At 65.2% G+C, this 23,273-nt stretch carries 22 protein-coding genes; 13 read left to right on the top strand and 9 right to left on the bottom strand.

Going from position 1 to position 23,273, the window contains the following annotated elements; genetic code table 11:
• Position 1: 1 nt before the first annotated feature.
• Genes ACODS5_RS13220 through mrcB form a run of 3 tightly spaced genes read right to left on the bottom strand, consistent with a single transcriptional unit; the run spans position 2 to position 3,448 of the window.
• Entirely contained in the window at positions 2–334 is a 333-nt protein-coding gene (locus ACODS5_RS13220) for a YqcC family protein (protein ID WP_134691541.1), read from the bottom strand.
• Positions 331–1,101: a tetratricopeptide repeat protein gene (locus tag ACODS5_RS13215; protein ID WP_489108886.1), complete on the bottom strand. Its 771-nt coding sequence runs from the start codon at positions 1,099–1,101 to the stop codon at positions 331–333. Before ACODS5_RS13215 ends, ACODS5_RS13220 begins: the two co-directional genes overlap by 4 nt.
• A 25-nt stretch (positions 1,102–1,126) precedes the next feature.
• Complete coding sequence (gene mrcB / locus ACODS5_RS13210; RefSeq protein WP_489108885.1) at positions 1,127–3,448, bottom strand: penicillin-binding protein 1B; 2,322 nt, start codon at positions 3,446–3,448, stop codon at positions 1,127–1,129.
• Between the two features lie 117 nt (positions 3,449–3,565).
• On the opposite strand from mrcB, the gene ACODS5_RS13205 reads away from it, so the two are divergent.
• The 3 genes from ACODS5_RS13205 (at position 3,566) to ACODS5_RS13195 (ending at position 6,063) form a co-directional block, all read left to right on the top strand.
• Positions 3,566–5,128: a bifunctional aminoglycoside phosphotransferase/ATP-binding protein gene (locus ACODS5_RS13205; RefSeq protein ID WP_489108884.1), complete on the top strand. Its 1,563-nt coding sequence runs from the start codon at positions 3,566–3,568 to the stop codon at positions 5,126–5,128.
• 98 nt (positions 5,129–5,226) lie between these two features.
• The gene (locus ACODS5_RS13200; RefSeq protein WP_134691545.1) at positions 5,227–5,574 is read left to right on the top strand and encodes a pentapeptide repeat-containing protein; all 348 of its coding nucleotides are present in this window, start codon (positions 5,227–5,229) and stop codon (positions 5,572–5,574) included.
• Positions 5,575–5,784: 210 nt separating this feature from the next.
• Positions 5,785–6,063, top strand: coding sequence for a TfoX/Sxy family protein (locus ACODS5_RS13195; protein WP_134691546.1), 279 nt, complete (start codon positions 5,785–5,787; stop codon positions 6,061–6,063).
• 172 nt (positions 6,064–6,235) lie between these two features.
• Here ACODS5_RS13195 and ACODS5_RS13190 read toward each other — a convergent pair whose 3' ends face one another.
• Genes ACODS5_RS13190 through ACODS5_RS13175 form a run of 4 tightly spaced genes read right to left on the bottom strand, consistent with a single transcriptional unit; the run spans position 6,236 to position 9,820 of the window.
• The gene (locus ACODS5_RS13190) at positions 6,236–7,123 is read right to left on the bottom strand and encodes a ChaN family lipoprotein (protein ID WP_489108883.1); all 888 of its coding nucleotides are present in this window, start codon (positions 7,121–7,123) and stop codon (positions 6,236–6,238) included.
• An 11-nt stretch (positions 7,124–7,134) separates the two neighbouring features.
• A complete protein-coding gene (locus tag ACODS5_RS13185; protein ID WP_489108882.1) occupies positions 7,135–7,902 on the bottom strand; it encodes a heme ABC transporter ATP-binding protein in 768 nt (255 codons plus the stop codon).
• Positions 7,902–8,885: a FecCD family ABC transporter permease gene (locus ACODS5_RS13180; protein ID WP_489108892.1), complete on the bottom strand. Its 984-nt coding sequence runs from the start codon at positions 8,883–8,885 to the stop codon at positions 7,902–7,904. Before ACODS5_RS13180 ends, ACODS5_RS13185 begins: the two co-directional genes overlap by 1 nt.
• Before the next feature lie 50 nt (positions 8,886–8,935).
• On the bottom strand, positions 8,936–9,820 hold the full coding sequence (locus ACODS5_RS13175; protein WP_489108881.1) for a heme/hemin ABC transporter substrate-binding protein: 885 nt from the start codon (positions 9,818–9,820) through the stop codon (positions 8,936–8,938).
• Between the two features lie 162 nt (positions 9,821–9,982).
• Between ACODS5_RS13175 and ACODS5_RS13170 the strand changes: the two genes are divergently transcribed.
• The gene (locus ACODS5_RS13170) at positions 9,983–10,300 is read left to right on the top strand and encodes a Rieske (2Fe-2S) protein (RefSeq protein ID WP_134691551.1); all 318 of its coding nucleotides are present in this window, start codon (positions 9,983–9,985) and stop codon (positions 10,298–10,300) included.
• Here the strand turns inward: ACODS5_RS13170 and sfsA are convergent.
• Together sfsA and ACODS5_RS13160 are read right to left on the bottom strand one after the other, a co-directional pair.
• Positions 10,290–11,003, bottom strand: coding sequence for a DNA/RNA nuclease SfsA (gene sfsA / locus ACODS5_RS13165; RefSeq protein WP_134691552.1), 714 nt, complete (start codon positions 11,001–11,003; stop codon positions 10,290–10,292). The two genes, ACODS5_RS13170 and sfsA, sit on opposite strands and share 11 nt — an antisense overlap.
• 3 nt (positions 11,004–11,006) lie before the next feature.
• A complete protein-coding gene (locus ACODS5_RS13160; RefSeq protein WP_489108880.1) occupies positions 11,007–12,179 on the bottom strand; it encodes a pyridoxal phosphate-dependent aminotransferase in 1,173 nt (390 codons plus the stop codon).
• Positions 12,180–12,392: 213 nt separating this feature from the next.
• Between ACODS5_RS13160 and dksA the strand changes: the two genes are divergently transcribed.
• The 9 genes from dksA (at position 12,393) to panC (ending at position 23,248) form a co-directional block, all read left to right on the top strand.
• Entirely contained in the window at positions 12,393–12,836 is a 444-nt protein-coding gene (gene dksA / locus ACODS5_RS13155) for an RNA polymerase-binding protein DksA (protein ID WP_186656798.1), read from the top strand.
• Between the two features lie 64 nt (positions 12,837–12,900).
• On the top strand, positions 12,901–13,788 hold the full coding sequence (gene gluQRS / locus ACODS5_RS13150; RefSeq protein ID WP_489108879.1) for a tRNA glutamyl-Q(34) synthetase GluQRS: 888 nt from the start codon (positions 12,901–12,903) through the stop codon (positions 13,786–13,788).
• Between the two features lie 301 nt (positions 13,789–14,089).
• Positions 14,090–14,266, top strand: coding sequence for a hypothetical protein (locus tag ACODS5_RS13145; RefSeq protein ID WP_003250005.1), 177 nt, complete (start codon positions 14,090–14,092; stop codon positions 14,264–14,266).
• Positions 14,250–17,225: a sensor histidine kinase gene (locus ACODS5_RS13140; RefSeq protein ID WP_167659472.1), complete on the top strand. Its 2,976-nt coding sequence runs from the start codon at positions 14,250–14,252 to the stop codon at positions 17,223–17,225. The genes ACODS5_RS13145 and ACODS5_RS13140 overlap by 17 nt, the downstream gene beginning before the upstream one ends.
• Before the next feature lie 4 nt (positions 17,226–17,229).
• The gene (locus ACODS5_RS13135; protein ID WP_134691557.1) at positions 17,230–18,669 is read left to right on the top strand and encodes a sigma-54-dependent transcriptional regulator; all 1,440 of its coding nucleotides are present in this window, start codon (positions 17,230–17,232) and stop codon (positions 18,667–18,669) included.
• Between the two features lie 791 nt (positions 18,670–19,460).
• On the top strand, positions 19,461–20,855 hold the full coding sequence (locus ACODS5_RS13130; protein WP_489108878.1) for a polynucleotide adenylyltransferase PcnB: 1,395 nt from the start codon (positions 19,461–19,463) through the stop codon (positions 20,853–20,855).
• A 2-nt stretch (positions 20,856–20,857) separates the two neighbouring features.
• On the top strand, positions 20,858–21,337 hold the full coding sequence (gene folK, locus ACODS5_RS13125; RefSeq protein WP_489108877.1) for a 2-amino-4-hydroxy-6-hydroxymethyldihydropteridine diphosphokinase: 480 nt from the start codon (positions 20,858–20,860) through the stop codon (positions 21,335–21,337).
• 250 nt (positions 21,338–21,587) lie between these two features.
• Entirely contained in the window at positions 21,588–22,388 is an 801-nt protein-coding gene (gene panB / locus ACODS5_RS13120) for a 3-methyl-2-oxobutanoate hydroxymethyltransferase (protein ID WP_134691560.1), read from the top strand.
• Positions 22,385–23,248 (top strand): pantoate--beta-alanine ligase, encoded by an 864-nt coding sequence (gene panC / locus ACODS5_RS13115; protein WP_489108876.1) that lies wholly within the window; start codon positions 22,385–22,387, stop codon positions 23,246–23,248. Before panB ends, panC begins: the two co-directional genes overlap by 4 nt.
• Positions 23,249–23,273 lie beyond the last annotated feature (25 nt).

Below are 23,273 nucleotides of genomic sequence, written 5' to 3'. Positions count from 1 at the left end.
ATCAGGCGGAAGGCGCGATCAATTGGTCGAAAGTTGCGAGCAAACGCCGTAGCTCGCGGCTTTGTTCCGGGCGGTCGACGAACACCGTCTCGGCCATCACCAGGATGCCAGAGGCGTTCGGCAACGGGTGCCCATGCTCGAGAATCAGCTTCATGCGCGGCAGGAAGATCCATTGCAGCCACTGTTCGAAGCTCATGCGGTCCACCGCGAACGGCTCCACGCTGGCCAACGCCTCGGCACTGGGGGGGGCGTCGCTCCACCAGCCCTGGACCTTGAGCTCCTGCTCGATCAGCAATAGTTGATCGGCGATATCGAGAATGCGCTGTTCCATCACAGGTTGACCCGCGCCTTCTGCCGCGCCAGCGCCGCGCCGGCGCTGTCACCCTGCTTCTCGCGGGCCTGGGCGATGGTGTTCCACAACTGCGCCTGCAGGTCGGGACGACCGTTGGCGTAGGTCAGCGCGCGGCGGGCCAGTTGCTCGGCCTGCGCCGCATCGCCCTGGGACAGGCGCACCTGGGCCAGGCGGAACAGCACCTGCGGCTCGCGCGGGGCGATGCGCTGGGCACGCTCCAGGCTGGAGGCAGCACCGTTGAAGTCGCCACTGCCCTGCTGCTGCTGGGCTGTGGTCAGCAGCGCCAGCACCGGGCCGTCGAGCTGCTCGTCGGCAGACAGGCCGCCGCTGGCGCGCGGGATGCCGGTCGGCGCGCTACTGACAGGCGCCGGCTTGCTCATCGAGGCGATGTCGAACGGTTCGTCGGCAATCGGGTTGGGATTGGTGGTGATCGGCCCACTGCTGACCGGGCCCGGAGTGATCGGGCCGGTGCTGATCGGCGCCGCGCTGCTACCGGCCGGGAACGACTGGATCGGCGCGCCGCCGGTGCCCTGCGGGATCATCACGGTGACACCGGAGTCTTCCGGCAACGCCTGCGACTGGCGGCTGCCACCGCTGGTCGGGTAGGCCGCGTTGCGCTTGGCCATGACCCGCTCGTTGTCGGAAACCCGGGTGCTCGAATCCACCACCGGGATGTTGCCACGCGGGACACTGGCACAGCCGTGCAATACGGCCACCGCGGTCAAGGCAGGAATCCACCACTTGTTCACTTCACACCCTCTTCAAAACTCGCGCTCAATTCATCCAGCCCTTGACCCAGTCCATCACCGATTCGGCCGGGTTCTGCTCGCCACCACAGGTGGCGCCAGCGGGTGGTTCACTGCCGCGAATATACGGCATCTGCACCGCTCCCGGACAGCTACCGTCGGAGCCTTGGCCGCTGTACGGGTCGATCCAGGCCTGCACCACGTTATCCGGCTGCGGCATGTCCAGCGGCAGCGGATCGGCCTTCTTCATGAAGCTGGTCCACACCTGCAGCGCACCGGTGGCGCCAGTGAACGGCGTCTTGCCGTTGTCGTCGCGGCCCAGCCAGACCACCGCCAGCAGGTCCTGGCTGAAGCCAGAGAACCAGCTGTCGCGCGAGTCGTTGCTGGTGCCGGTCTTGCCGGCCAGGGTCAGCGAGCTCGGTAGCTGGCTGTACACCGAGCGGCCAGTGCCTTCGCGCATCACCCGCTGCATGGCGTTCTGCACCAGGTAGATGGAGCCCGGGTCGAACGTCTGCTGGATCTGGAACGGGTAGCGCTTGAGCGGCTCGCCTTCGGCGGTGAGCACGCTGCGGATACCGCGCATCGGCGTATTGAAACCGCCATTGGCGATGGTCTGGTACATGGTCGCGACCTGCATCGGCGACATGCCTCCGGCCCCCAGCAGCATCGACGGGAACGCCGGCCAGTCGACCTGCACACCCAGCCGACCGATGGTCTTGATCACCTTCGGCACGCCCACTTCCAGGCCGAGCTTGGCGGTGGACAGGTTGTAGGAGTTGGCCAGGCCCTGGTACAGGTAGATGGTGCCGTGGGGGCGACGGTCGTAGTTCTGTGGCCGCCAGACCTGGCCATCGGCGCCCTTGACCGAGAACGGCTCGTCTTGCACCCAGGTGGTCAGGGTGAACTTGCTCGGCTGTTCCAGCGCGGTCAGGTAGACAGCCGGCTTGACCAGCGAGCCGATCGGCCGCACCGCATCGATGGCGCGGTTGAAACCGGCGAAGCCCGACTGGCGGCTGCCGATCAGCGCTTGCACCTCACCGGTTTCCGGGTTGGTGACGACCATCGCCGATTCGACTTCGTCGGCGCCCTTGCGCCCGGCCAGGCGCTTGAAGGTCTCGCTCATGGCGGTTTCGGCCTTCATCTGCAGGATCGGGTCGAAACTGGTGAAGATGCGCAGGCCTTCTTCGGTCAAGTCTTCATCGCGGTAGTCCTGGCGCAGCTGACGCTTGACCAGGTCGAGGAAGGCCGGGAACGAGCTGTCGGCCAGGCTGCCGCGCTTGGTCACGCCCAGGGGCATTTTCTTCGCTGCATCGACCACGTCCTGAGTGGCCACGCCTTGCTCGGCGAGCAGGTCGAGCACCAGGTTGCGCCGCTGCAAGGCGCGCTCGGGGTGGCGGCGTGGGTTGTAGTATGACGGGCCCTTGACCATGCCCACCAGCAGGGCGATCTGGTGCAGCTTGAGCTCCTGCAGCGGCTGGCTGAAGAAGAACTGGCTGGCCAGACCGAAGCCGTGCACGGCGCGCTGGCCGTCCTGCCCGATGAACACTTCGTTCAGGTAGGCCTCGAGGATCTCCTGCTTGTCATAGTGCACTTCCAGGAGCAGCGACATCATCGCTTCGGTCAGCTTGCGACTGAGACTGCGCTCGTTGGTGAGGAAGAAGTTCTTCACCAACTGCTGGGTCAGGGTACTGCCGCCCTGGCGCATGGCCCCCGAGGAGGTGTTCACCCAGACGGCCCGGGCGATGGACTTGGGCGACACGCCGAAGTGGCTGTAGAAGTCGCGGTCCTCGGTGGCGATCAGGGTTTCCAGCAGATACGGCGGCACCTGGTCGATCTTGACCAGGATGCGGTCTTCAAGATTCTTCGGGTAGATGCCGCCGATCATCAGCGGCTCGAGGCGCACCACGTCGAGCTTGCCGCCATTGGCGCCGCTGAGGCCGGCAACGTAGTCGCCAGAGAAACGCACGCGTACGAACTGCGCCGGCTCGATCCCTTCATAGAACTGGAAGCCGCGGGTGTTGAGGTCGACATTGTTGCCGTTGACCGACGCGGCGCCAGGGCCATTGGCCACGCTTTCGCGGCGATAACCCAAGGCATCGAGCTCGGTGAGGAAGTCGTTCTTGCTCAGTTTCTGGCCGACGAACAGCTCCAGCGGCCGGGCATACACCTTGGCCGGGATGGTCCAGCGCTTGCCGGAGAACTTTTCCTGGACGGTGGCATCGAGGTAGACCGCGAAACCGGCGATCACCACCAGGCCGACCAGGCTGAGCTTGAGCGCCCAGCCTAGCCAGGCGCGGGAGCGGCCGGACGGGCGTTTTTTGGGGGTGCGGGAATTTCGGGTTCGTGTCATGGCGGCGGATTATACGCACTTTGGAAAAGGGGGGCAGGCGCCCCTCGGCGGTTTGCAGGGACGGCACCATTGACCATAATGTCCGATTCGAATTCCCTGACCCATGAAGGATGATCCGTGAGCCAAGCCCTGATCAGCGCGCTGCAGAACCCCGCCCTCTATCCGCACCCCGTCGCGGGCTTCCAGCTCATCGAGACGCATATCTCCTGGGTTTTGCTCACTGGCGAATACGCCTACAAGATCAAGAAGCCGATGAACTTCGGCTTCCTCGACTTCACCGGCCTCGACCAGCGCGGGCATTTTTGTAACGAAGAGCTGCGCCTGAACCAACGCCTGACCGAAGGCTTGTACCTGGAAGTGCTGCCGATTACCGGCAGCGCCGAGGCCCCTGTGCTGAACGGCGAGGGTGCGCCTATCGAGTACGCCCTGAAAATGCGCCAGTTCCCCCAGGGCCAGATGCTCAGCACCCTGCAGGCCAACGGCGAACTGAACGCCGGGCACATCGACCAGATGGCCCAGCAGATCGCCGAGTTCCACCTGCAGGCGCCGAGAGTGTCGGTCGACCACCCGCTGGGCACCCCGGACGCGGTGATGGCACCGGTGGAGCAGAACTTCGAGCAGATCCGCCCATTCCTCACCGACAAGGCCGACCTGCAACAACTGGACAACCTGCAAGCCTGGGCCCAGGACAGCTTCAAGCGCCTGCATGGCCTGCTCGAGGCGCGCAAGGCCAACGGTTTCATCCGCGAATGCCACGGCGACATCCACCTGGGTAACGCCACCCTGATCGATGGCAAGGTGGTGATCTTCGACTGCATCGAGTTCAACGAGCCGTTCCGCCTGACCGACGTCTATGCCGATGTCGGCTTCCTGGCCATGGACCTCGAGGACCGCGGCCTGAAGTGCCTGTCGCGGCGTTTCATCAGCCAGTACCTGGAGCTGACCGGTGACTACCAAGGCCTGGAACTGCTGAACTTCTACAAGGCTTATCGCGCCCTGGTGCGGGCCAAGGTCGCGCTGTTCAGCCTGGCGCCGGACGCCGATGGCGTGCAGCGCGCCACTACCCTGCGCACCTACCGCAACTATGCCAACCTGGCCGAAAGCTACAGCGCCATCCCTTCGCGCCTGCTGGCCATCACCCAGGGCGTCTCGGCAGTGGGCAAGAGCCACGTGGCCATGCGCCTGGTCGAGGCGCTGGGCGCGGTGCGCGTGCGTTCGGATGTCGAGCGCAAGCGCCTGTTCGGCAAACAATCGGCAGACAACGCAGGCCAACTCGAGGCCGGCATCTACGATAAAGAAGCCAGCGCTGCCACCTACCAGCGCCTGCATGAACTGGCCGCGATCATCCTGCACGCCGGTTTCCCGGTAGTGATCGACGCTACCTACCTCAAGCAAGACCAGCGCAAGGCAGCGGCGCAGGTCGCCAGCGAAACCGGCGTGCCGTTGCTGATCCTCGATTGCCAGGCGCCCGACGCGGTGATCGCCAGTTGGCTGGCCCAGCGCCAGGCCGAAGCCATCGACCCTTCGGATGCCACCTTGGAGGTGATCCAGGCGCAACAGGCCAGCCGCGAGCCGCTGGATGCCGAAGAGCTGGCGCAAAGCACCCGCGTCGACACCCAGGACGCCAACAACATGAACAAGGTGATCGAGCAGATTCGCCAACGCCTGCCCGGCCTTTGACCCGCCAGGCGTGAAGCAGTCGACAGTTCACGCCTGAAGTCAGGCGCCTCTTCAGTGATGGCATTACAATATCATCACACCCCCGAGGAGGCGCCGCCATGAACCAACCCCGCCAGCTGGACAACCAACTGTTCACCCTGGTCCGCGACGAGAAGATCGCTGAGTTCAACCGGGTCAAGGCCGCGCACCCTTCGATCGATTTTCGCGGTGGCGATTTCCGCGGCCTTGACCTGCGCGCCCTGGATGTTCAAGGCATCGACTTCACCGACGCCTATTTCCGCGCTGCCGACCTGCGTGGCCTGGACCTGCGCGAGAATGGCCTGGAAGGCGCGAGCCTGGCCCATGCGCAGATTTCCGGAACCTACTTCCCCGCCGAACTGAGCGCCGACGAGATCCTGATGTCGGTGAAATTCGGCACGCGCATGCGCTATCGCACCGCCCGCTGACCCCGAGGTTTCTTGTAGGAGCCGGCCTTGCTGGCGAACCGTTACTCGGTTGGTCGCCAGCAAGACCGGTCCTGCGGTGCATGCGTGCTACTGGCAGCCTGTCGGCGGCAGATGGCAAAAGGCCGCGTAATTGCCAACCCCCGCTACACTCCTCACTGACCTGCTCGCGATTTATCCACAAGACCCGTTCAGCCATCGCAAGGAGGCTCGATGAACGATGAATTGCAGCATCTGAAAAACCTTGGCAAGACCTCCGCGCAATGGCTGCACGCTGTCGGGATCCACAGTGCATCGGACTTGCGCCGGCTCGGCGCGGTGAGTGCCTACCAGGCGGTAAGAACGCGGGGTTTCCGGGCTTCGAAGGTGTTGTTGTATGCCATCGAGGGCGCCCTGCTGGACATGCACTGGAACGACCTGCCGGCCGAACGCAAGCAGGCGCTCAACCAACAGCTCGATGCCAAGTGCCAGCCACAGAAGAGTGAAAAATAAATTGGCAAAAGGCATTGACTCCGAAATGAGAATCGTTATGATTATCACAACTGGTCGCGAGACTGGTTGGATAAACTGAATGCTCCCTGGTTCGGACGCTCAGATTATCTCCTCATCAGGCTAATCACGGTTATTGACCCGGCACTTTGCCGGGTCTTTTTTTGCCTGTATTTCAAGGAGCCTTGCGCAGTTGAGCGCAGTAGTCCTGTGCCGGGAGCGCCGCGGTAAACCAGACGTAGTCGGCCATGGCCGGCTCGATCACCTCCCCAACCTCCGCCAGCAGCAACACCTGGCTTTCACCCGGGGCGCCGAGATCGATCAGGTGCAGGGGCACGCCAAGGTCCTTGCGCGCATGGAAGCTGCCGGCGAACAGCATGGCCGGTTGCGGCGCGTCGAGTAGACGCTCGGCCATGCGCCGGTCACGCTGCTGCTGAACACTGAGCATCGCGGGTAGCTGGCTTGCTGGCAGCAGGTCACAGTGGCCTGCGCGCACGTATTCGCGCAGCCCCTGTACCACGGCAGGCGCATTGGACCGCGGGCCTGGCGGTGTCGAGGGTTGACGGTAGGCTTGCTTGATTTCCACGGGGGTCAAGTTGGCAGCCAGCAGTGGGTAGGGTCGCGCCAGGGCTTCGCGCACGATCGGCCCATACAGGTTCCAGCCCCAGCCCGCCTGCCAGTCAAGCGCCTTGGGCAGGTCCGCCGGGAGCTTGCCCTTTTGCGCGTCGACCCTTGCTTGCTGGCCGGGCTCAAGCATTTCCAGCAGCAGGCTGCCCTGGGGCCTGCGGCTGTCCAGTGCCTGCAACAACCAGAGTTGCAAGGCATGGTGATCAGGGTTGTCGTGCTTCTCGCCCACCAGTACCCGGGGTGCGTCGGCCAGGCGTTCGACCAGTTGCTCAGGGTTCAGGAGCCTGCCTGTGGACAACTCGCGGATCTGCCCCAACTGCGTGCTGTCATGCCCTTCGCTGCTCTGCCAGGCCGGCAGCGGAGGCAGGCTGGCCTGGCAGCCCGCCAAGACCAGCGCCAGGCAGATCGGCAGGCCGGACAACAGGGGATGGCGCATGGCTCGGGCTCCTAGCGAGTGATGATCAACGGATGGCCGCGCTCCGGGTGCGCTTGCACCAGCACATCGATACCGAACACGGCGCGCAGCGCCACCGGGGTCAACACCTGTTCGGGGGTATCCAGCGCATGGCAGCGGCCCTGCTTCAGTAACAGGATCTGGTCACAGTAGCGTGCCGCCAGGTTGAGGTCATGCAGGATCACCAGCACCGCCGCGCCACGATCGGCGAAATCCCGTACGGCCTGCAAGGTGGTGTGCTGATGCAGCGGGTCGAGCGCCGAGGTCGGCTCGTCGAGCAGCAACGTGGTGCCGGCCTCGCCCGGCCACAACTGCGCCAGCACCCGGGCCAGGTGCACGCGCTGGCGCTCGCCACCGGACAACGCCAGGTAGCTGCGCGCGACCAGGTGCTGCGCGTCCGCCGCCGCCAACGCCGCGGCGACGATCTCGCGGTCGCGCTGGCGGCCACTGGCATGGGGTAGACGCCCCAGGCCGACGACCTCCTCGACGCTGAAGGCAAAACCCAGGCTGGAGGCTTGCGGCAACACCGCCAGGCGCCTGGCCCGCGCCTGCCCGGCCCAGTCACTCAGCGCGCGCCCATCGAGGTGAACATGCCCGGCGCCAGGTGTCAGCTCACCGCACAGCGCGCCCAACAGGCTGCTCTTGCCGGCGCCATTGGGCCCCAGTACCCCGAGAATCTGCCCTGGCTGCAACGTCAGGGTGATATCGCTCAGCACCTGGTTGCCGCCACGGGTCAGAGACAGGCCTTGAACATCGAGCATCAGTTGCGCACCTTCACCAGCAGGAACAGGAAGAACGGCGCCCCGATGAAGGCCGTGACGATGCCGATCGGCAGCTCTGCCGGGGCCAGCGCCAGGCGCGCGATCAGGTCGGCGAACAGCAGCAGCGTGCCGCCGGCCAGCAACGACGCGGGCAGCAGCACCCGGTGGTCAGGCCCGGCCACCAGCCGCACCAGGTGCGGCACCACCAGGCCGATGAAGCCGATCAACCCGGCTGCGGCCACCGCCGCGCCGACACCCAGGGCGGTGCAGAACACCAGTTCGCGCTTGAGCGCCTCCACTTCGATGCCCAAGTGACGCGCCTCCGACTCACCCAGCAGCAACGCGTTGAGCGCCTGGGCCCGCCGCGGCAACCACAGCGCTACCGCCGTCGCCACCAGCAGCAATGGCCACAGCCGCTCGTAGCTGGCACCGTTGAGGCTGCCCAGGTTCCAGAATGTCAGGGTGCGCAGGGTGGCGTCGTCGGCGAGGTAGGTGAACAGCCCCACCGCCGAGCCCCCCAGCGCGGTCATCGCAATACCGGCCAGCAGCATGGTCGCCACGTTGGTCTGTCCGTCGCGCCGCCCCAGGCGGTAGACCATCGCCGTCACCCCGAGGCCGCCGACAAAGGCACACAGCGACAGCAAGTAAGGCGCGAACCACTCGGGGATCCCCCCCAGCCAACTGCCACCGACGATCGCCACCGCCGCACCCAGCGCCGCGCCACTGGCCACCCCCACCAGCCCCGGGTCGGCCAGCGGGTTGCGGAACAACCCCTGCATCGCCACGCCCGACAGCGCCAGTACAGCGCCCACCGCCAAGCCCAGCAAGGTGCGCGGCAGGCGAATCTGCCCCAGGATCAGTTCGGCCTGTTCCAGGCCATCCCCTGCCAGCGGCAGGCCGAACAGCCGCAAGCCTGCGCGCAGGGTATCGAACAGCGGCAGGCTGACCGGCCCCAGCGCCAGCGACAGCCACACCGCCAACAGGCACAGCAAGGCCAGGGTAATGAACAACGTACGTGGACGAACCCGCGGCATCATGGATTGAGGCTGGCCTTGGCGGCGGGATAGAAGCTGCCTGCCAGCTCATGCAAGGTGGCAGGCAGACGCGGGCCCAGGCCACCGACCAACAGCGTCGGATCGAGCGACACCAGGCGCTGTTCACGCACCGCCCGCGAGGCCGCCAGGGCCGGGTTTTCCTTGAGCAGCGCCGACAACGCCTGCTCGCCGCTGAGGGCGCGGTCAGAGAACACCAGCACATCGGGGTTCAGCGCGGCCAGGGCCTCCACCGAGAAACTCTTGTAGCCTTGGTGCTCGGCCAGGTTGCGACCACCGGCCTGGCGCAGCAGCCAGTCACCGGCGGTGCCCTGCCCGGCGATCATCGGCTTGGCGCCGGCATGCCCGACCAGCAGCAGCACGCCCGGCGTCTGCTGCCCGGCCTGGGCTTGCTCGACCTGCTTGTGCACCTGCTCCAGTTGCTGGCGATAGTCGCCGGCCAGTTCGCTCGCCTGCTTTTCATTGCCCAGCAGTGCGCCGAGGTGCTTGAGGTTTTCCTCCACCGCCCGCAGCTCGGCCTTGCTGGAGAATAGCTCGACGCGCACGCCGGCCTTGCGGATCTGCGCCAGCACCGGCGGTGGCCCCATTTCCTCGGTGCCTACCAGCACGTCAGGACGCAGGCTGAGGATGCCTTCGGCCGACAACTGGCGCTGGTAGCCGATGCTGGGCAGCGCCTTGAGTGACTCGGGGTGCTGGCTGGTGGTGTCGACACCGACCAAGCGCTGCTCGCCACCCAGGGCGCTGATCCACTCGCTCAAGGCACCGCCGGCGCTTACCCAGCGCTGTGGCAGCTCGGCGGCCATGGTGTGGGTAGACAGGGCAAGACCGGCGCACAGAGCAATCAAGGCAGCGGGACGGCGCATCATCGGATTCCTTTGCAGAGGGCGGGCAGCACACCTTGTGGCGGGCGGCACAAGTGCGCACCATAGACAGCCTGGCGCGACGAATGCGGGCAATTTGATAATTATTCGCATTGAAGCGTCAAGCCATCCCTTTGTCACACGGCTTAACCGGAAGACTCCGCTGCGATGCATTTTCTCTGCGCCTCCAACGACCTCGCCGAGGGCAACAGCCGCGCCTTCAGCGTAGCCGGCATAGCGCTGTTCGGCGTGCGCCGCCAGGGCACGGTCCACCTCTACCGCAACCGCTGCCCGCACCGGGGCATCCCGCTGAACTGGGCGGCGGACGGCTTTCTCGATGACAGCGCGAGCCTGATCCAGTGCGCCCATCACGGGGCCCAGTTCCTGGTAGAAAGCGGCGAATGCATCACTGGCCCCTGCGCGGGCGAATGGCTGGAGGCCCTGGACTGCCGGGAAGACAGCCAGGGCATCTGGTTCACGGATTGAGCAGTACCGGCAGCGGCCGGTCGATGACCAGTTGCCGGGCATCCAGGCGCGTGCCGTAGGCCAGTACCTCGACCCCTCCCGCCACCGCGGCGCGCAGTGCCTGGGCGTAGGCGGCGTCGATCTCCTGGGCCGGGCGCACGGCCTCGATGCCAGTCAGGTTCACGCAATACAGCTGCACCGCACGGATGCCCTGGCGTGCCAGGGCGGCCAGCTCGCGCAGGTGTTTGGCCCCCCGCTGGGTAACGGCGTCGGGGAACGCCGCCACAGGGGTATCGGGATAACCGAGGGTCACGCTCTTGACCTCGACGTAGGCTTTGTCGCCATTGGCGAACTCCAGGTAGAAGTCGATACGGCTACGTTCCTCGCCATATGCCACTTCACGCTTGAGCGTGGTGAACCCGGCCAGCTCGCTGATCACCCCGGCCCGCAGCGCTTCCTCCACCACCGCATTGGCCCGCCCGGTATTGACGCAGGCCAGCCGGCCCTGGGGCGTCTCGCTGATTTCCCAGGTACCGGGCAGCTTGCGCTTGGGGTCGTTGGAGCGGCTGAACCACACCTGCCCGCCCTCGCGCATGCAATTGAGCATGGAGCCGGTGTTGGGGCAGTGAATGGTCAACTGCTCGCCAGTTGCCAGTTCGATGTCGGCCAGGAAGCGTTTATAGCGGCGCAGCAGGCGCGCCTGTTCCAGTTGCGGAAACAACATCCGTCAGCCCTGCCAGCTTTTCAAGCCACGGGCGATGCGCTGTACCGCCTCTTCCAGGCGCGGCAGGCTCTGGGTGTAGGCAAAACGCACATGGTGGCCGGCCTGGTGACGACCGAAGTCCAGCCCCGGGGTGAATGCCAGGTGCTCGGTTTCGAGGAAGTGCCGGCAGAACGCGAAGGCATCGCCGCCGAACGCGCTGATATCGGCATACAGATAGAAGGCGCCTTGCGGCTCCACGGCGATACCGAAGCCCAACTCACGCAATGCCGGCAACAGGTAGTCGCGGCGGCGGGCGAACTCGGCGCGGCGTTCCTCGAGGATGGCCAGGGTTTGCGCCTCGAAACAGGCCAGCGCGGCATGCTGGGCCATGCTCGGAGCACTGATGTAGAGGTTCTGCGCCAGCTTTTCCAGGTCCGCTACCGCCGATGGCGGCGCTACCAGCCAGCCCAGCCGCCAGCCGGTCATGCCGAAATATTTGGAAAAACTGTTCAGGACGAAGGCCTCATCGTCGACTTCCAGCACGCTCGGCGCCTCCATGCCGTAGGTGAGGCCGTGGTAGATCTCGTCCACCACCAGATGCCCATGGCGCTCGCGGGTAGCCTTGGAAAGGCTGGCCAGCTCGTCGCGCTCGAGCACCGTGCCCGTTGGGTTGGCTGGCGAGGCCACCAGGGCACCGACCGTGTCCTTGTCCCAGTGACGCTCGACCAGGTCGGCGGTCAGCTGGTAATTGACCTCCGGCCCCACCGGCACCAGTTGCGCGCCACCTTCGACCAGGCGCAGGAAGTGGCGGTTGCACGGATAGCCCGGGTCGGCCAGCAGCCAGTGCTTGCCCGGGTCGACCAACAGGCTGCTGGCCAGCAGCAGCGCGCCGGAACCGCCCGGGGTGATGAGCACGCGCTCCGGGTCGAGGTCCACGCCGTAGCGTTGGCCGTAGAACCCGGCGATTGCCTCACGCAGCTGCGGCAAGCCGCGGGCAGCCGTGTAACGGGTGTGCCCGGCGGCCAGGGCGGCCTGGCCGGCGGCGACGATCGGCGCGGCGGTGGTGAAGTCGGGCTCGCCGATCTCCAGGTGGATCACGTCGTGGCCCGCTGCCTGCAGCTCGTTGGCGCGCGCCAACAGGGCCATCACGTGGAAGGGTTCGATGGCGCGACTGCGCGCACTGTGTGGCTGAGCCATGGGCCTTCTCTCAATTAGGTCTAAACTGGTGATTCTACCTGCGCGGGCCTGCGAACGTGCCGCCCGCGCCGCTGTCAATAGCAGGCATAGGGCGGGGTAGCGCACCCCGGATCTATCTGGTAAGTTCGGCGGCTCGCAGTCGCAGGGCCGGCGGGCGCCGGAGATGGAAGCAAGCCTGCGCATTGGATCAGATGAGTGAGAGGCGGTCTATTCATGTCCACCGTAGAAAAGCAAAAAGTCCAGACCATGTACGGTGTCGAGCCTTACGTAGAGACCAAGGGTGAGGAGTACATGGGCGAGCCCATGAAAAAACACTTCACCAAGCTCCTTAATGCCTGGAAAGGCGAGCTGATGGTCAGTGTCGATCGCACCGTGGACCACATGAAGGACGAAGCAGCCAACTTCCCCGACCCGGCCGACCGTGCCAGCCAGGAAGAAGAATTCGCCCTGGAGCTGCGCAACCGCGATCGCGAGCGCAAGCTGATCAAGAAGATCGACAAGACCCTCGACAAGATCAAGGACGACGAATACGGCTGGTGCGACTCCTGTGGCATCGAGATCGGCCTGCGCCGCCTCGAGGCCCGTCCTACCGCCGACCTGTGCTTCGACTGCAAGGAAATCGCGGAGAAGAAGGAAAAGACCGTCGGCAAAGGCTGAGCCTTTTCCCACCCGAGCGGGGCGCATCATGCGCCCCGTTTTCATTTATATAGCTGCGCAATCCATGACCGACTCCCGCTACATCGGCCGCTTCGCCCCCACCCCCAGTGGTTTCCTGCACTTCGGCTCGCTGGTCGCCGCCCTCGCCTCCTGGCTCGACGCCCGCGCGGTCGGTGGCCGCTGGCTGCTGCGCATGGAAGATACCGATCCACCCCGGGAAATGCCCGGCGCCCGTGACGCGATCCTGCAGACCTTGGAGCGCTACGGCCTGGAGTGGGACGCTGAGGTAGTGTTCCAGAGCCAGCGCCACGAGGCCTACGCCGCTGTCGTGGACCGCTTGTTCAGCATGGGCCTGGCCTATGCCTGCACCTGTTCGCGCAAGCAACTCGAGGGCCACAACGGCATCTACCCAGGCTTTTGCCGCGATGCCGGCCACGCCCGCGAAGGCGCGGCGATTCGCCTGCGGGTGCCGGAACTGATCTACCGCTTCAACGACCGCGTCCAAGGCCCGTTCGAACAGCACTTGGGCCGCGAGGTGGGCGACTTCGTCATCCAGCGCCGCGACGGGCTCTATGCCTACCAGTTGGCGGTGGTGCTGGACGATGCCTGGCAGGGCGTCAGCGACATCGTGCGCGGCGCCGACCTGCTCGACAACACCCCGCGCCAGCTGTACCTGCAGGAGTTGCTAGGCTTTTCGCAGCCGCGCTACCTGCATATTCCATTGATCGTGCAGCCCGACGGGCACAAGCTGGGCAAGTCGTATCGCTCGCCGCCTCTGGATGCTGACCAGGCAACGCCGTTGCTGTTGCGGGCGCTGCGCGCGCTTGGCCAGCAGACCGATCCGGCGCTGGCGGGCGCCAGCCCGGCCGAGGTGCTTGCCGTGGCCAGGCAGCAGTGGCGGCCGGAGAATATTGCCCGGCAAATGACAGTGCCCGAGGCTGAACTGCATTAATGTCCTGGTCCGACCGGCCAACGCGGTCCCTGTAGGAGCGGCCTTGTGTCGCGATGGGCTGCAAAGCAGCCCCGGCAATATCTGAGGCAACACTGAAAACCTGGGGCCGCTACGCGCCCCATCGCGACACAAGGCCGCTCCTACAGGGGCCGCGCAAAACAGCAAGCCTAGTGTTTCAACGCAATCAAAAGCCCAACAAATTCAAATCCTTGGCTAACCCTACCGATTCCCGCTAGCATCGCCGCCATCATTTGCGCCAATAATAAGTCCAAACCCGCAGCGCCCAACCCTCGAGGCCAGCATGTACATCTATCGTTTGGTCCTGCTTCTGGTCGTGGGGATCTACCTGTTCTCCCCGGCCATCATGGACTGGTGGATCGAACCGACCGGAGCCTGGTATCGCCCTTACCTGCTCTGGCTGATCCTGATCGTCGTCACCTTCATCCTGCAGAGCCAACGAGATGCCGATGAGCTTTAGCCTGACCCAGATGATCCTGATCAGCGCCGCCTACCTGCTGGTGCTGTTCGGCGTGGCCTGGATCAGCGAACGCGGGCTGATCCCGCGCGCGGTCATCCGCCACCCCCTGACCTACACCCTGTCGCTGGGCGTCTATGCCAGTGCCTGGGCGTTCTACGGCTCGGTGGGCCTGGCCTACCAGTACGGCTACGGCTTTCTCGCCTGTTACCTGGGGGTGTCGGGCGCGTTCCTGCTGGCGCCGGTGCTGCTCTACCCGATCCTCAAGATCACCCGCACCTACCAGCTGTCGTCACTGGCCGACCTGCTGGCGTTTCGTTTTCGCAGCACCTGGGCCGGCGCGCTGACCACGGTGATCATGCTGATCGGCGTGCTGCCGTTGCTGGCCTTGCAAATCCAGGCGGTGGCCGACTCCATCAGCATCCTCACCGGCGAGCCGGTCAAGGCGCGGGTGGCGTTCGCCTTCTGCGCGCTGATCATCCTGTTCACCATCTTCTTCGGCTCGCGCCATATCGCCACCCGCGAGAAACATGAAGGGCTGGTGTTCGCCATCGCCTTCGAATCGGTGATCAAGCTGGTGGCCCTGGGCGGTATCGGCCTGTACGCGTTGTATGGCGTGTTCGGCGGCCCCCACGGCCTGGAAGTATGGCTGCTGCAGAACCAGACGGCCCTCGCCGCCTTGCATACACCCTTGCAGGAAGGCCCATGGCGCACCCTGCTGCTGGTGTTCTTCGCCTCGGCGATCGTGATGCCGCACATGTACCACATGGCGTTCACCGAAAACCTCAGCCCGCGCTCGCTGGTCAGCGCCAGCTGGGGCCTGCCGCTGTTCCTGCTGCTGATGAGCCTGGCGGTGCCACTGGTGCTGTGGGCCGGACTGCGCCTGGGCGCCAGCACCAACCCCGAGTACTTCACCCTGGGCCTGGGCATTGCCGCCAACAATGAGGCACTGGCCTTGCTGGCCTACATCGGCGGGCTGTCGGCGGCCAGCGGGCTGATCATCGTCACCACCCTGGCGCTGTCGGGCATGGCCTTGAACCACCTGGTGCTGCCGCTGTACCAGCCGCCGGCCGAGGGCAATATCTACCGCTGGCTGAAATGGACCCGTCGAGCGCTGATCGTCGCCATCATCACCGCCGGTTTCATCTTCTACCTGACCCAGAACAACCACCAGAGCCTGGCCAACCTGGGCATCGTCGCCTTCGTCGCCACCTTGCAGTTCCTGCCCGGCGTGCTGTCGGTGCTGTACTGGCCGACCGCCAACCGTCGCGGTTTCATCGCCGGCCTGCTGGCAGGCACCCTGGTGTGGATGGTGACCATGCTGCTGCCGCTGCTGGGCAACCTGCAGGGCTTCTACATCCCGTTGCTGGACATGATCTATGTGCTGGACGACACCAGCTGGCACATGGCGGCCATCGCCTCGCTGGCGGCCAACGTGTTGCTGTTCACCTTGATCTCGCTGTTCACCAACGCCAGCAGCGAAGAGGTCAGCGCCGCCGAGGCGTGCGCGGTGGACAACGTGCGCCGGCCGCAACGCCGCGAACTGCACGCCGCCTCGCCCCAGGAGTTCGCCACCCAGCTGGCCAAGCCACTGGGCGCCAAGGCCGCGCAGAAGGAAGTCGAACAGGCCCTGCGCGACCTCTACCTGCCCTTCGATGAGCGCCGCCCCTACGCCCTGCGCCGTCTGCGCGACCGCATCGAGGCCAACCTCTCCGGCCTGATGGGCCCAAGCGTGGCCCAGGACATGGTCGAGACCTTCCTGCCGTACAAGTCCGGTAACGAAAACTACGTCACCGAGGACATCCACTTCATCGAAAGCCGCCTCGAGGACTATCACTCGCGCCTCACCGGCCTTGCCGCCGAGCTCGACGCCCTGCGCCGCTACCACCGCCAGACCCTGCAAGAGCTACCCATGGGTGTCTGCTCGCTGGCCAAGGACCAGGAAATCCTGATGTGGAACAAGGCCATGGAGGAGCTCACCGGGATCGCCGCCAAGCATGTGGTCGGCTCGCGCCTGGTGACCATTGCCGAACCGTGGCGCGGTCTGCTGCAGGGCTTCATCAACCTGCCCGACGAACACCTGCACAAGCAACGCCTGGCCCTCGACGGCCAACCTCGCTGGCTCAACCTGCACAAGGCGGCCATCGACGAGCCGCTGGCCCCGGGCAACAGCGGCCTGGTGCTGCTGGTCGAGGACCTGACCGAAACCCAGGCCCTGGAAGACAAACTGGTGCACTCCGAACGGCTGGCCAGCATCGGCCGCCTGGCCGCCGGCGTGGCCCACGAGATCGGCAACCCGATCACCGGCATCGCCTGCCTGGCGCAGAACCTGCGCGAAGAACGCGAGGGCGATGGCGAGCTGATCGAGCTGTCCAGCCAGATCCTCGAACAGACCAAGCGCGTGTCGCGCATCGTCCAGTCGCTGATGAGCTTCGCCCACGCCGGCGGCAGCCAGCAGAACAGCGAGGAACCGGTGTGCCTGGCCGAGGTGGCGCAGGATGCCATTGGTCTGCTGGCGTTGAACCGGCGCAATTTCGAAGTACAGTTCTTCAACCTCTGCGACCCGCAACACTGGGTCGAGGGCGACCCGCAGCGTCTGGCCCAGGTGCTGATCAACCTGCTTTCCAATGCCCGCGACGCCTCGCCACCCGGCAGCGCCGTGCGCGTGCGCAGCGAAAGCAGCGAGCATACCGTGGACCTGATCGTCGAGGACGAAGGCAGCGGCATTCCGAAAAGCATCATGGACCGCCTGTTCGAACCCTTCTTCACCACCAAGGACCCGGGCGAAGGCACCGGACTGGGGCTCGCTCTGGTCTATTCCATCGTGGAAGAGCATTATGGGCAAATCACCATCGACAGCCCGGCCGACATCGAGCGCCAACGTGGTACCCGGATCCGCGTGACCCTGCCCCGGCATGTCGTAGCGACGTCCCCTGAAATTCGCGACCGTCGAGAGAATTGAATCAATGCCGCACATTCTGATCGTCGAAGACGAAACCATCATCCGTTCGGCCCTGCGCCGCCTGCTCGAACGCAACCAGTACCAGGTCAGCGAAGCCGGCTCGGTGCAGGAAGCCCAGGAACGCTTCAGCATTGCCACCTTCGACCTGATCGTCAGTGACCTGCGCCTGCCAGGCGCCCCGGGCACCGAGCTGATCAAGCTCGGCCAGGGCACCCCGGTGCTGATCATGACCAGCTACGCCAGCCTGCGCTCGGCGGTGGACTCGATGAAAATGGGCGCGGTGGACTACATCGCCAAGCCGTTCGACCACGACGAGATGCTCCAGGCCGTCGCGCGCATCCTGCGCGATCGCCAGAACGCACCGGCCGCGGCGCCCGCCAGCGAAGCGCGAACCACCAATGGCAAGGCTGGCGCCGACAAACCGGCCGCGGCCAACGGCGAAATCGGCATCATCGGCTCCTGCGCGCCAATGCAGGACCTGTTCGTGAAGATCCGCAAGGTCGCGCCCACCGACTCCAATGTGCTGATCCAGGGCGAGTCGGGCACCGGCAAGGAACTGGTCGCCCGCGCCCTGCACAACCTGTCGCGCCGGGCCAAGGCGCCGATGATCTCGGTGAACTGCGCGGCGATCCCGGAGACCCTGATCGAGTCCGAACTGTTCGGCCACGAAAAAGGCGCATTCACCGGCGCCAGCGCCGGGCGTGCCGGCCTGGTAGAAGCCGCCGATGGCGGTACGCTGTTCCTCGACGAAATCGGCGAACTACCGTTGGAAGCCCAGGCCCGCCTGCTGCGCGTACTGCAGGAAGGCGAGATCCGCCGGGTCGGCTCGGTACAGTCGCAAAAGGTCGATGTGCGCCTGATCGCCGCGACCCACCGCGACCTGAAGAACCTAGCCAAGGCCGGACAGTTCCGTGAAGACCTCTACTACCGCCTGCACGTGATCGCCCTGAAGCTGCCAGCCCTGCGCGAGCGCGGCAGCGACGTCAACGAAATTGCCAACGCCTTCCTCGCGCGCCAGAGCGCGCGGGTCGGCCGCGACGACCTGCACTTCTCCAGCGAGGCCGAGCAAGCCATCCGCCACTACAGCTGGCCGGGCAACGTGCGCGAGCTGGAAAACGCCGTGGAGCGCGCGGTGATTCTCAGCGAGAGCGCGGAAATTTCCGCCGACCTGCTGGGCATCGACATCGAGCTGAGCGACCTGGACGACGACGTGCTCGACAGCTTGCCGGCGCTGGTGGGCAACGGTGCCAGCAGCGCCAGCCACGAACCGACCGAGGACCTGTCGCTGGAAGACTACTTCCAGCACTTCGTGCTCGAACACCAGGACCACATGACCGAGACTGAGCTGGCGCGCAAGCTGGGGGTCAGCCGCAAGTGCCTGTGGGAGCGCCGCCAGCGCCTGGGCATCCCGCGGCGCAAGAGCAACGCCACCAGCGACAACTGATTCTGCGTAATGCATCGCGGGCGATGCGGCGACCCGACATGCCCGCTCCCACGTACTCGGCAAGGGTGACGTGGGAGCGGGCTGCTCGGGTCGACGCGTCGCCCGCGCTGCGTTTGTGCGGTAACACATCAGCCTTTGCGCAAATCTGTTACCCAAGCTGTCAGACGTAACAGTTCCCGAGGCGTACGGTAACGAAATTTCTACATTTGCCCGCGCCCCAACCCAGCCAGAATCGGCGAAAGCCCCGGTTTCATTGGGTTTTCAAAAGTTGGCACGGCATCTGCTATATCTCTGGTACAAGAACAATAACAAGCACTGCAACTCAGAATAAGAACAAGACGAAACGGCTCACGCACAATAAAAACAAGACGGCGGAGGCGCAGCTAACTGATTCTTTTGGAGAGGCGTTGTGTTTGGGGTTTGCCCCACGATCAGGCAGAGAACAACAAAAACTGCACTTAAAAGCAGCACCTGAACTGATTGGACCGCAAGGTCAGCATCAACTCGGCGACCAAAGCAATCCGTTTGCTCTTCACCCCTGGTTTGGGGGTCGTCCATACGCTTCAGGCGTCGTGGACAGGGCACTCAACAAAAACAAGAAGCCCGACAAAAAAATAATAAGAGCACGCAACGACTTGATGGGGAGCTTAGGCTCCCCATGTCGTTTCTCCCTTCTGCATCGCCTCTTGGCATAGCGCCTACACCATTCCCCGAGTAAATGCTAGAATCCCCGCCCATCATGCGGCCATTCTCCTATCCTTGGCCGAACATTCCTTCAAACAGTGCATCCCATGCTGAAGAAGCTGTTCCAGTCGTTCCGCCCGCCCGTTCGTGGCCAGCACCACAGGCGCACCACGCCTGAAGTGATCAACAAGAGCCAGCACTCGCTGCAACGCAGCCAGTTCAGCCGTCATGCCGTGGGCATCGTCGAGCGCCTACAGTCGGCCGGTTACCAGGCCTACCTGGTCGGCGGCTGCGTGCGCGACCTGTTGCTAGGCATCACCCCCAAGGACTTCGACGTCGCCACCAGCGCCACGCCCGAACAGGTCCGCGCGGAGTTCCGCAACGCCCGAATCATTGGCCGGCGCTTCAAGCTGGTCCATATTCATTTCGGTCGCGAGATCATCGAGGTCGCCACCTTCCGTGCCCCGCACTCCGATGAAGACCAGGCCGACAGCCACCGCTCGTCGCACAATGCCAGCGGTCGGATCCTGCGCGATAACGTCTACGGCACCCTGGAAGAAGACGCGCAACGCCGCGACTTCACCATCAACGCCCTGTACTACGACCCGGTCAGCGAGCGCATTCTCGACTACGCCAACGGTGTCCACGACATCCGCAACCGCTTGTTGCGACTGATCGGCGACCCGACCCAGCGCTACCAGGAAGACCCGGTGCGCATGCTGCGGGCCGTGCGCTTCGCCGCCAAGCTGGACTTCGGCATCGAGAAGCACACCGTGCAGCCGATCCGCCAGCTGGCGCCGATGCTGCGCGACATCCCGCCGGCGCGGCTGTTCGAAGAGAGCCTGAAGCTGTTCCTCAACGGCCAGGGCGCGATCACCTTCGAGATGCTGGTCGACCTGGAACTGTTCGAGCCGCTGTTCCCGGCCAGCAGCCACGCCCTGGAAGAGCGCCCGACCTACACCCATACCCTGATCAGCCAGGCCCTGAGCAACACCGACCTGCGCGTCAAGCAGGGCAAGCCGGTGACCCCGGCCTTCCTGTTCGCCGCCTTGCTGTGGCCCGCCCTGCCTGGCCGCGTGCTGCACCTGCAGAGCCAGGGCGTACCGCCGATCCCGGCCATGAACGGCGCGGCTCACGACCTGATCGCCGAACAGTGCCAACGCATCGCCATCCCCAAGCGCTTCACCCTGCCGATCCGCGAGATCTGGGACATGCAGGAGCGCCTGCCACGGCGCAGCGGCAAGCGCGCCGACGTGATGCTGGACAACCCGCGCTTCCGCGCCGGCTACGATTTCCTGTTGCTGCGTGAAAGCGCCGGCGAGCAAACCGACGGCCTGGGCCAATGGTGGACCGACTACCAGGATGCCAACGACAGCCAGCGCCGCGACATGATCCGCGAGCTGGGCAGCCGCGACGATGGCGCCAGCACTACTGCCGGACCACGCAAACGCAAGCGCAGTGGCGCCAAGCGCAAGCGCGACGACGAGCAAGCCTGGGACTGAGCATGAGCACCCGTGCGTTCATCGGCCTGGGCAGCAACCTGGACCAGCCCGCCGAGCAGTTGCAAAGCGCCCTCCAGGCGCTGGACCTGATGGCCGACACTCGCCTGGCGGCGGCGTCGGCCTTCTATACCAGCGACTCGCTGCTGCCCGGCCAGCCACGCTACACCAACGCCGTGGCGGCCATCGATACGACGCTGGCGCCACTTGACCTGCTCGATGCCCTGCAAGCCATCGAAAATGACCAGGGCCGCGTGCGCAAGGAACGCTGGGGCCCGCGCACCCTAGACCTCGACGTGCTGCTGTTTGGTGATCAGGTCATCGATGTACCGCGCCTGAAAGTGCCACACTATCACATGCACGCGCGTCCCTTCGTGCTCTACCCGCTCGCCGAGCTGGTGCCCGCCGACTTCTGCCTCGCCGATGGCCGCCTCCTGCAGCAGTTGCTCCAGGCGTGCCCGTTCGTCGGCCTGGAACGCCTGTAATCCGGGCGTTCCAGGGCAAGGTAACGCCAGTAACACCCACGGCGTAACAATGCGGTAACACGGATTATTGACTTCCCCCACCTCGCTCACGACTATAGGCGTCCCGCGGCGCCACTATGCCGCAATCACCCATTTAGGCTCGGACGGACCTGCGCCCGAACATCACGATCGATGATGTGCCGCTCCGGAAGATGAATGCACGCGTTGTCCGCAGTTGTTGTTCACAGCGCCTGAACGAGGATGCCCCTACATGCCTGAAGTAACCCTGACCACCCTGAACGGCCTCAAGGCCAAGGGTGAAAAAATCACCATGCTGACCTGCTACGACGCGACCTTCGCCAAGGCTGCGAGCGATGCGGGTGTCGAAGTCCTGCTGGTCGGCGACTCCCTGGGCATGGTCCTGCAGGGCCATGACAGCACCCTGCCCGTCAGCAACGACGACATGGCCTACCACACCGCTTGCGTAAAGCGCGGCAACAGCGGTGCGCTAATCCTCACCGACCTGCCGTTCATGGCCCACGCCACCCCTGAGCTGGCCTTCGCCAACGCCGCCCAGCTGATGCGCGCCGGCGCCCACATGGTCAAGATCGAAGGTGCCGCCTGGCTGGGCGAGACCATCCGCCTGCTGGCCGAACGCGGCGTGCCGGTGTGCGCGCACATGGGCCTGACCCCGCAGACCGTCAACGTGCTCGGTGGCTACAAGGTCCAAGGCCGCCAGGAAGCCCAGGCGCGGCAGATGCGCGCCGACGCCATTGCCCTGGAACAGGCAGGCGCCGCCATGCTGCTGCTCGAGTGCGTGCCCAGCGAACTGGCCGCGGAAATCACCCAGGCGGTGAGCATCCCGGTGATCGGCATCGGCGCCGGCAGCGCCACCGATGGCCAGGTACTGGTGCTGCACGACATGCTCGGGTTGTCGCTGAGCGGCCGCGTGCCGAAGTTCGTGAAGAACTTCATGGCCGGCCAGCCCGATATCCAGAGCGCCCTGGCCGCCTACGTACAGGCAGTCAAGGACGTCAGCTTCCCCGGTAGCGAACATGGGTTCAGCGCATGAATACCGTCAAGACCGTTCGTGAACTGCGCGCCGCCGTGGCGCGTGCCCGTGGCGAAGGCAAGCGCATCGGCTTCGTGCCGACCATGGGCAACCTGCACAGCGGCCATGCCGCCCTGGTGACCAAGGCAGCCCAGCGCGCCGACTTCGTGGTCGCCAGCATCTTCGTCAACCCGCTGCAGTTCGGCGCGGGCGAGGATCTGGACAAGTACCCGCGCACCCTCGCCGCCGACCAGGAAAAACTGCTCCAGGCCGGCTGCCACCTGCTGTTCGCCCCCACCGTCGAGGAGATGTACCCCGACGGCATGACCGTGCAAACCCGGGTCAGCGTGCCGCAGCTGTCCGAAGGCCTGTGCGGCGCCAGCCGCCCGGGGCACTTCGAGGGCGTGGCGACGGTGGTCAGCAAGTTGTTCAACATGGTCCAGCCAGACCTCGCCGTATTCGGCGAAAAGGACTACCAGCAACTGGCGGTGATCCGCGCCATGGTGCGCGACCTGAACATGCCGATCCAGATCATCGGCGAGCCGACCGTGCGCGCCGAGGATGGCCTGGCGCTGTCGTCGCGCAATGGCTACCTGAGTGCCGAGCAACGCACCGCCGCGCCAGCGCTGTACCGGGTCCTGAGCGGCATGGCCGAGGCGATTCGCCGTGGCCAGCGCGATTTCCCGGCGCTGGTCGCCGAGGGCCAGGCGCAGCTCGAAGCGGCGGGCTTTGGCAAGGACTACCTTGAAGTGCGGCATGCCGTGACACTGCGCCCGGCGCAGGCGGATGACCGTGACCTGGTGGTGATCGCCGCGGCCTACATGGGTAACACCCGGCTGATCGACAACTTGTATCTGCACCTCGAAGCACAGACTGCCTAGCTCGACTCGTGTGTGAGCGGCCCTT

The organism is Pseudomonas sp. FG47 (assembly GCF_057809115.1).
Note: the sequence above shows the minus strand (reverse complement) of the source record. Positions and strands in the feature narration are given on the sequence as shown.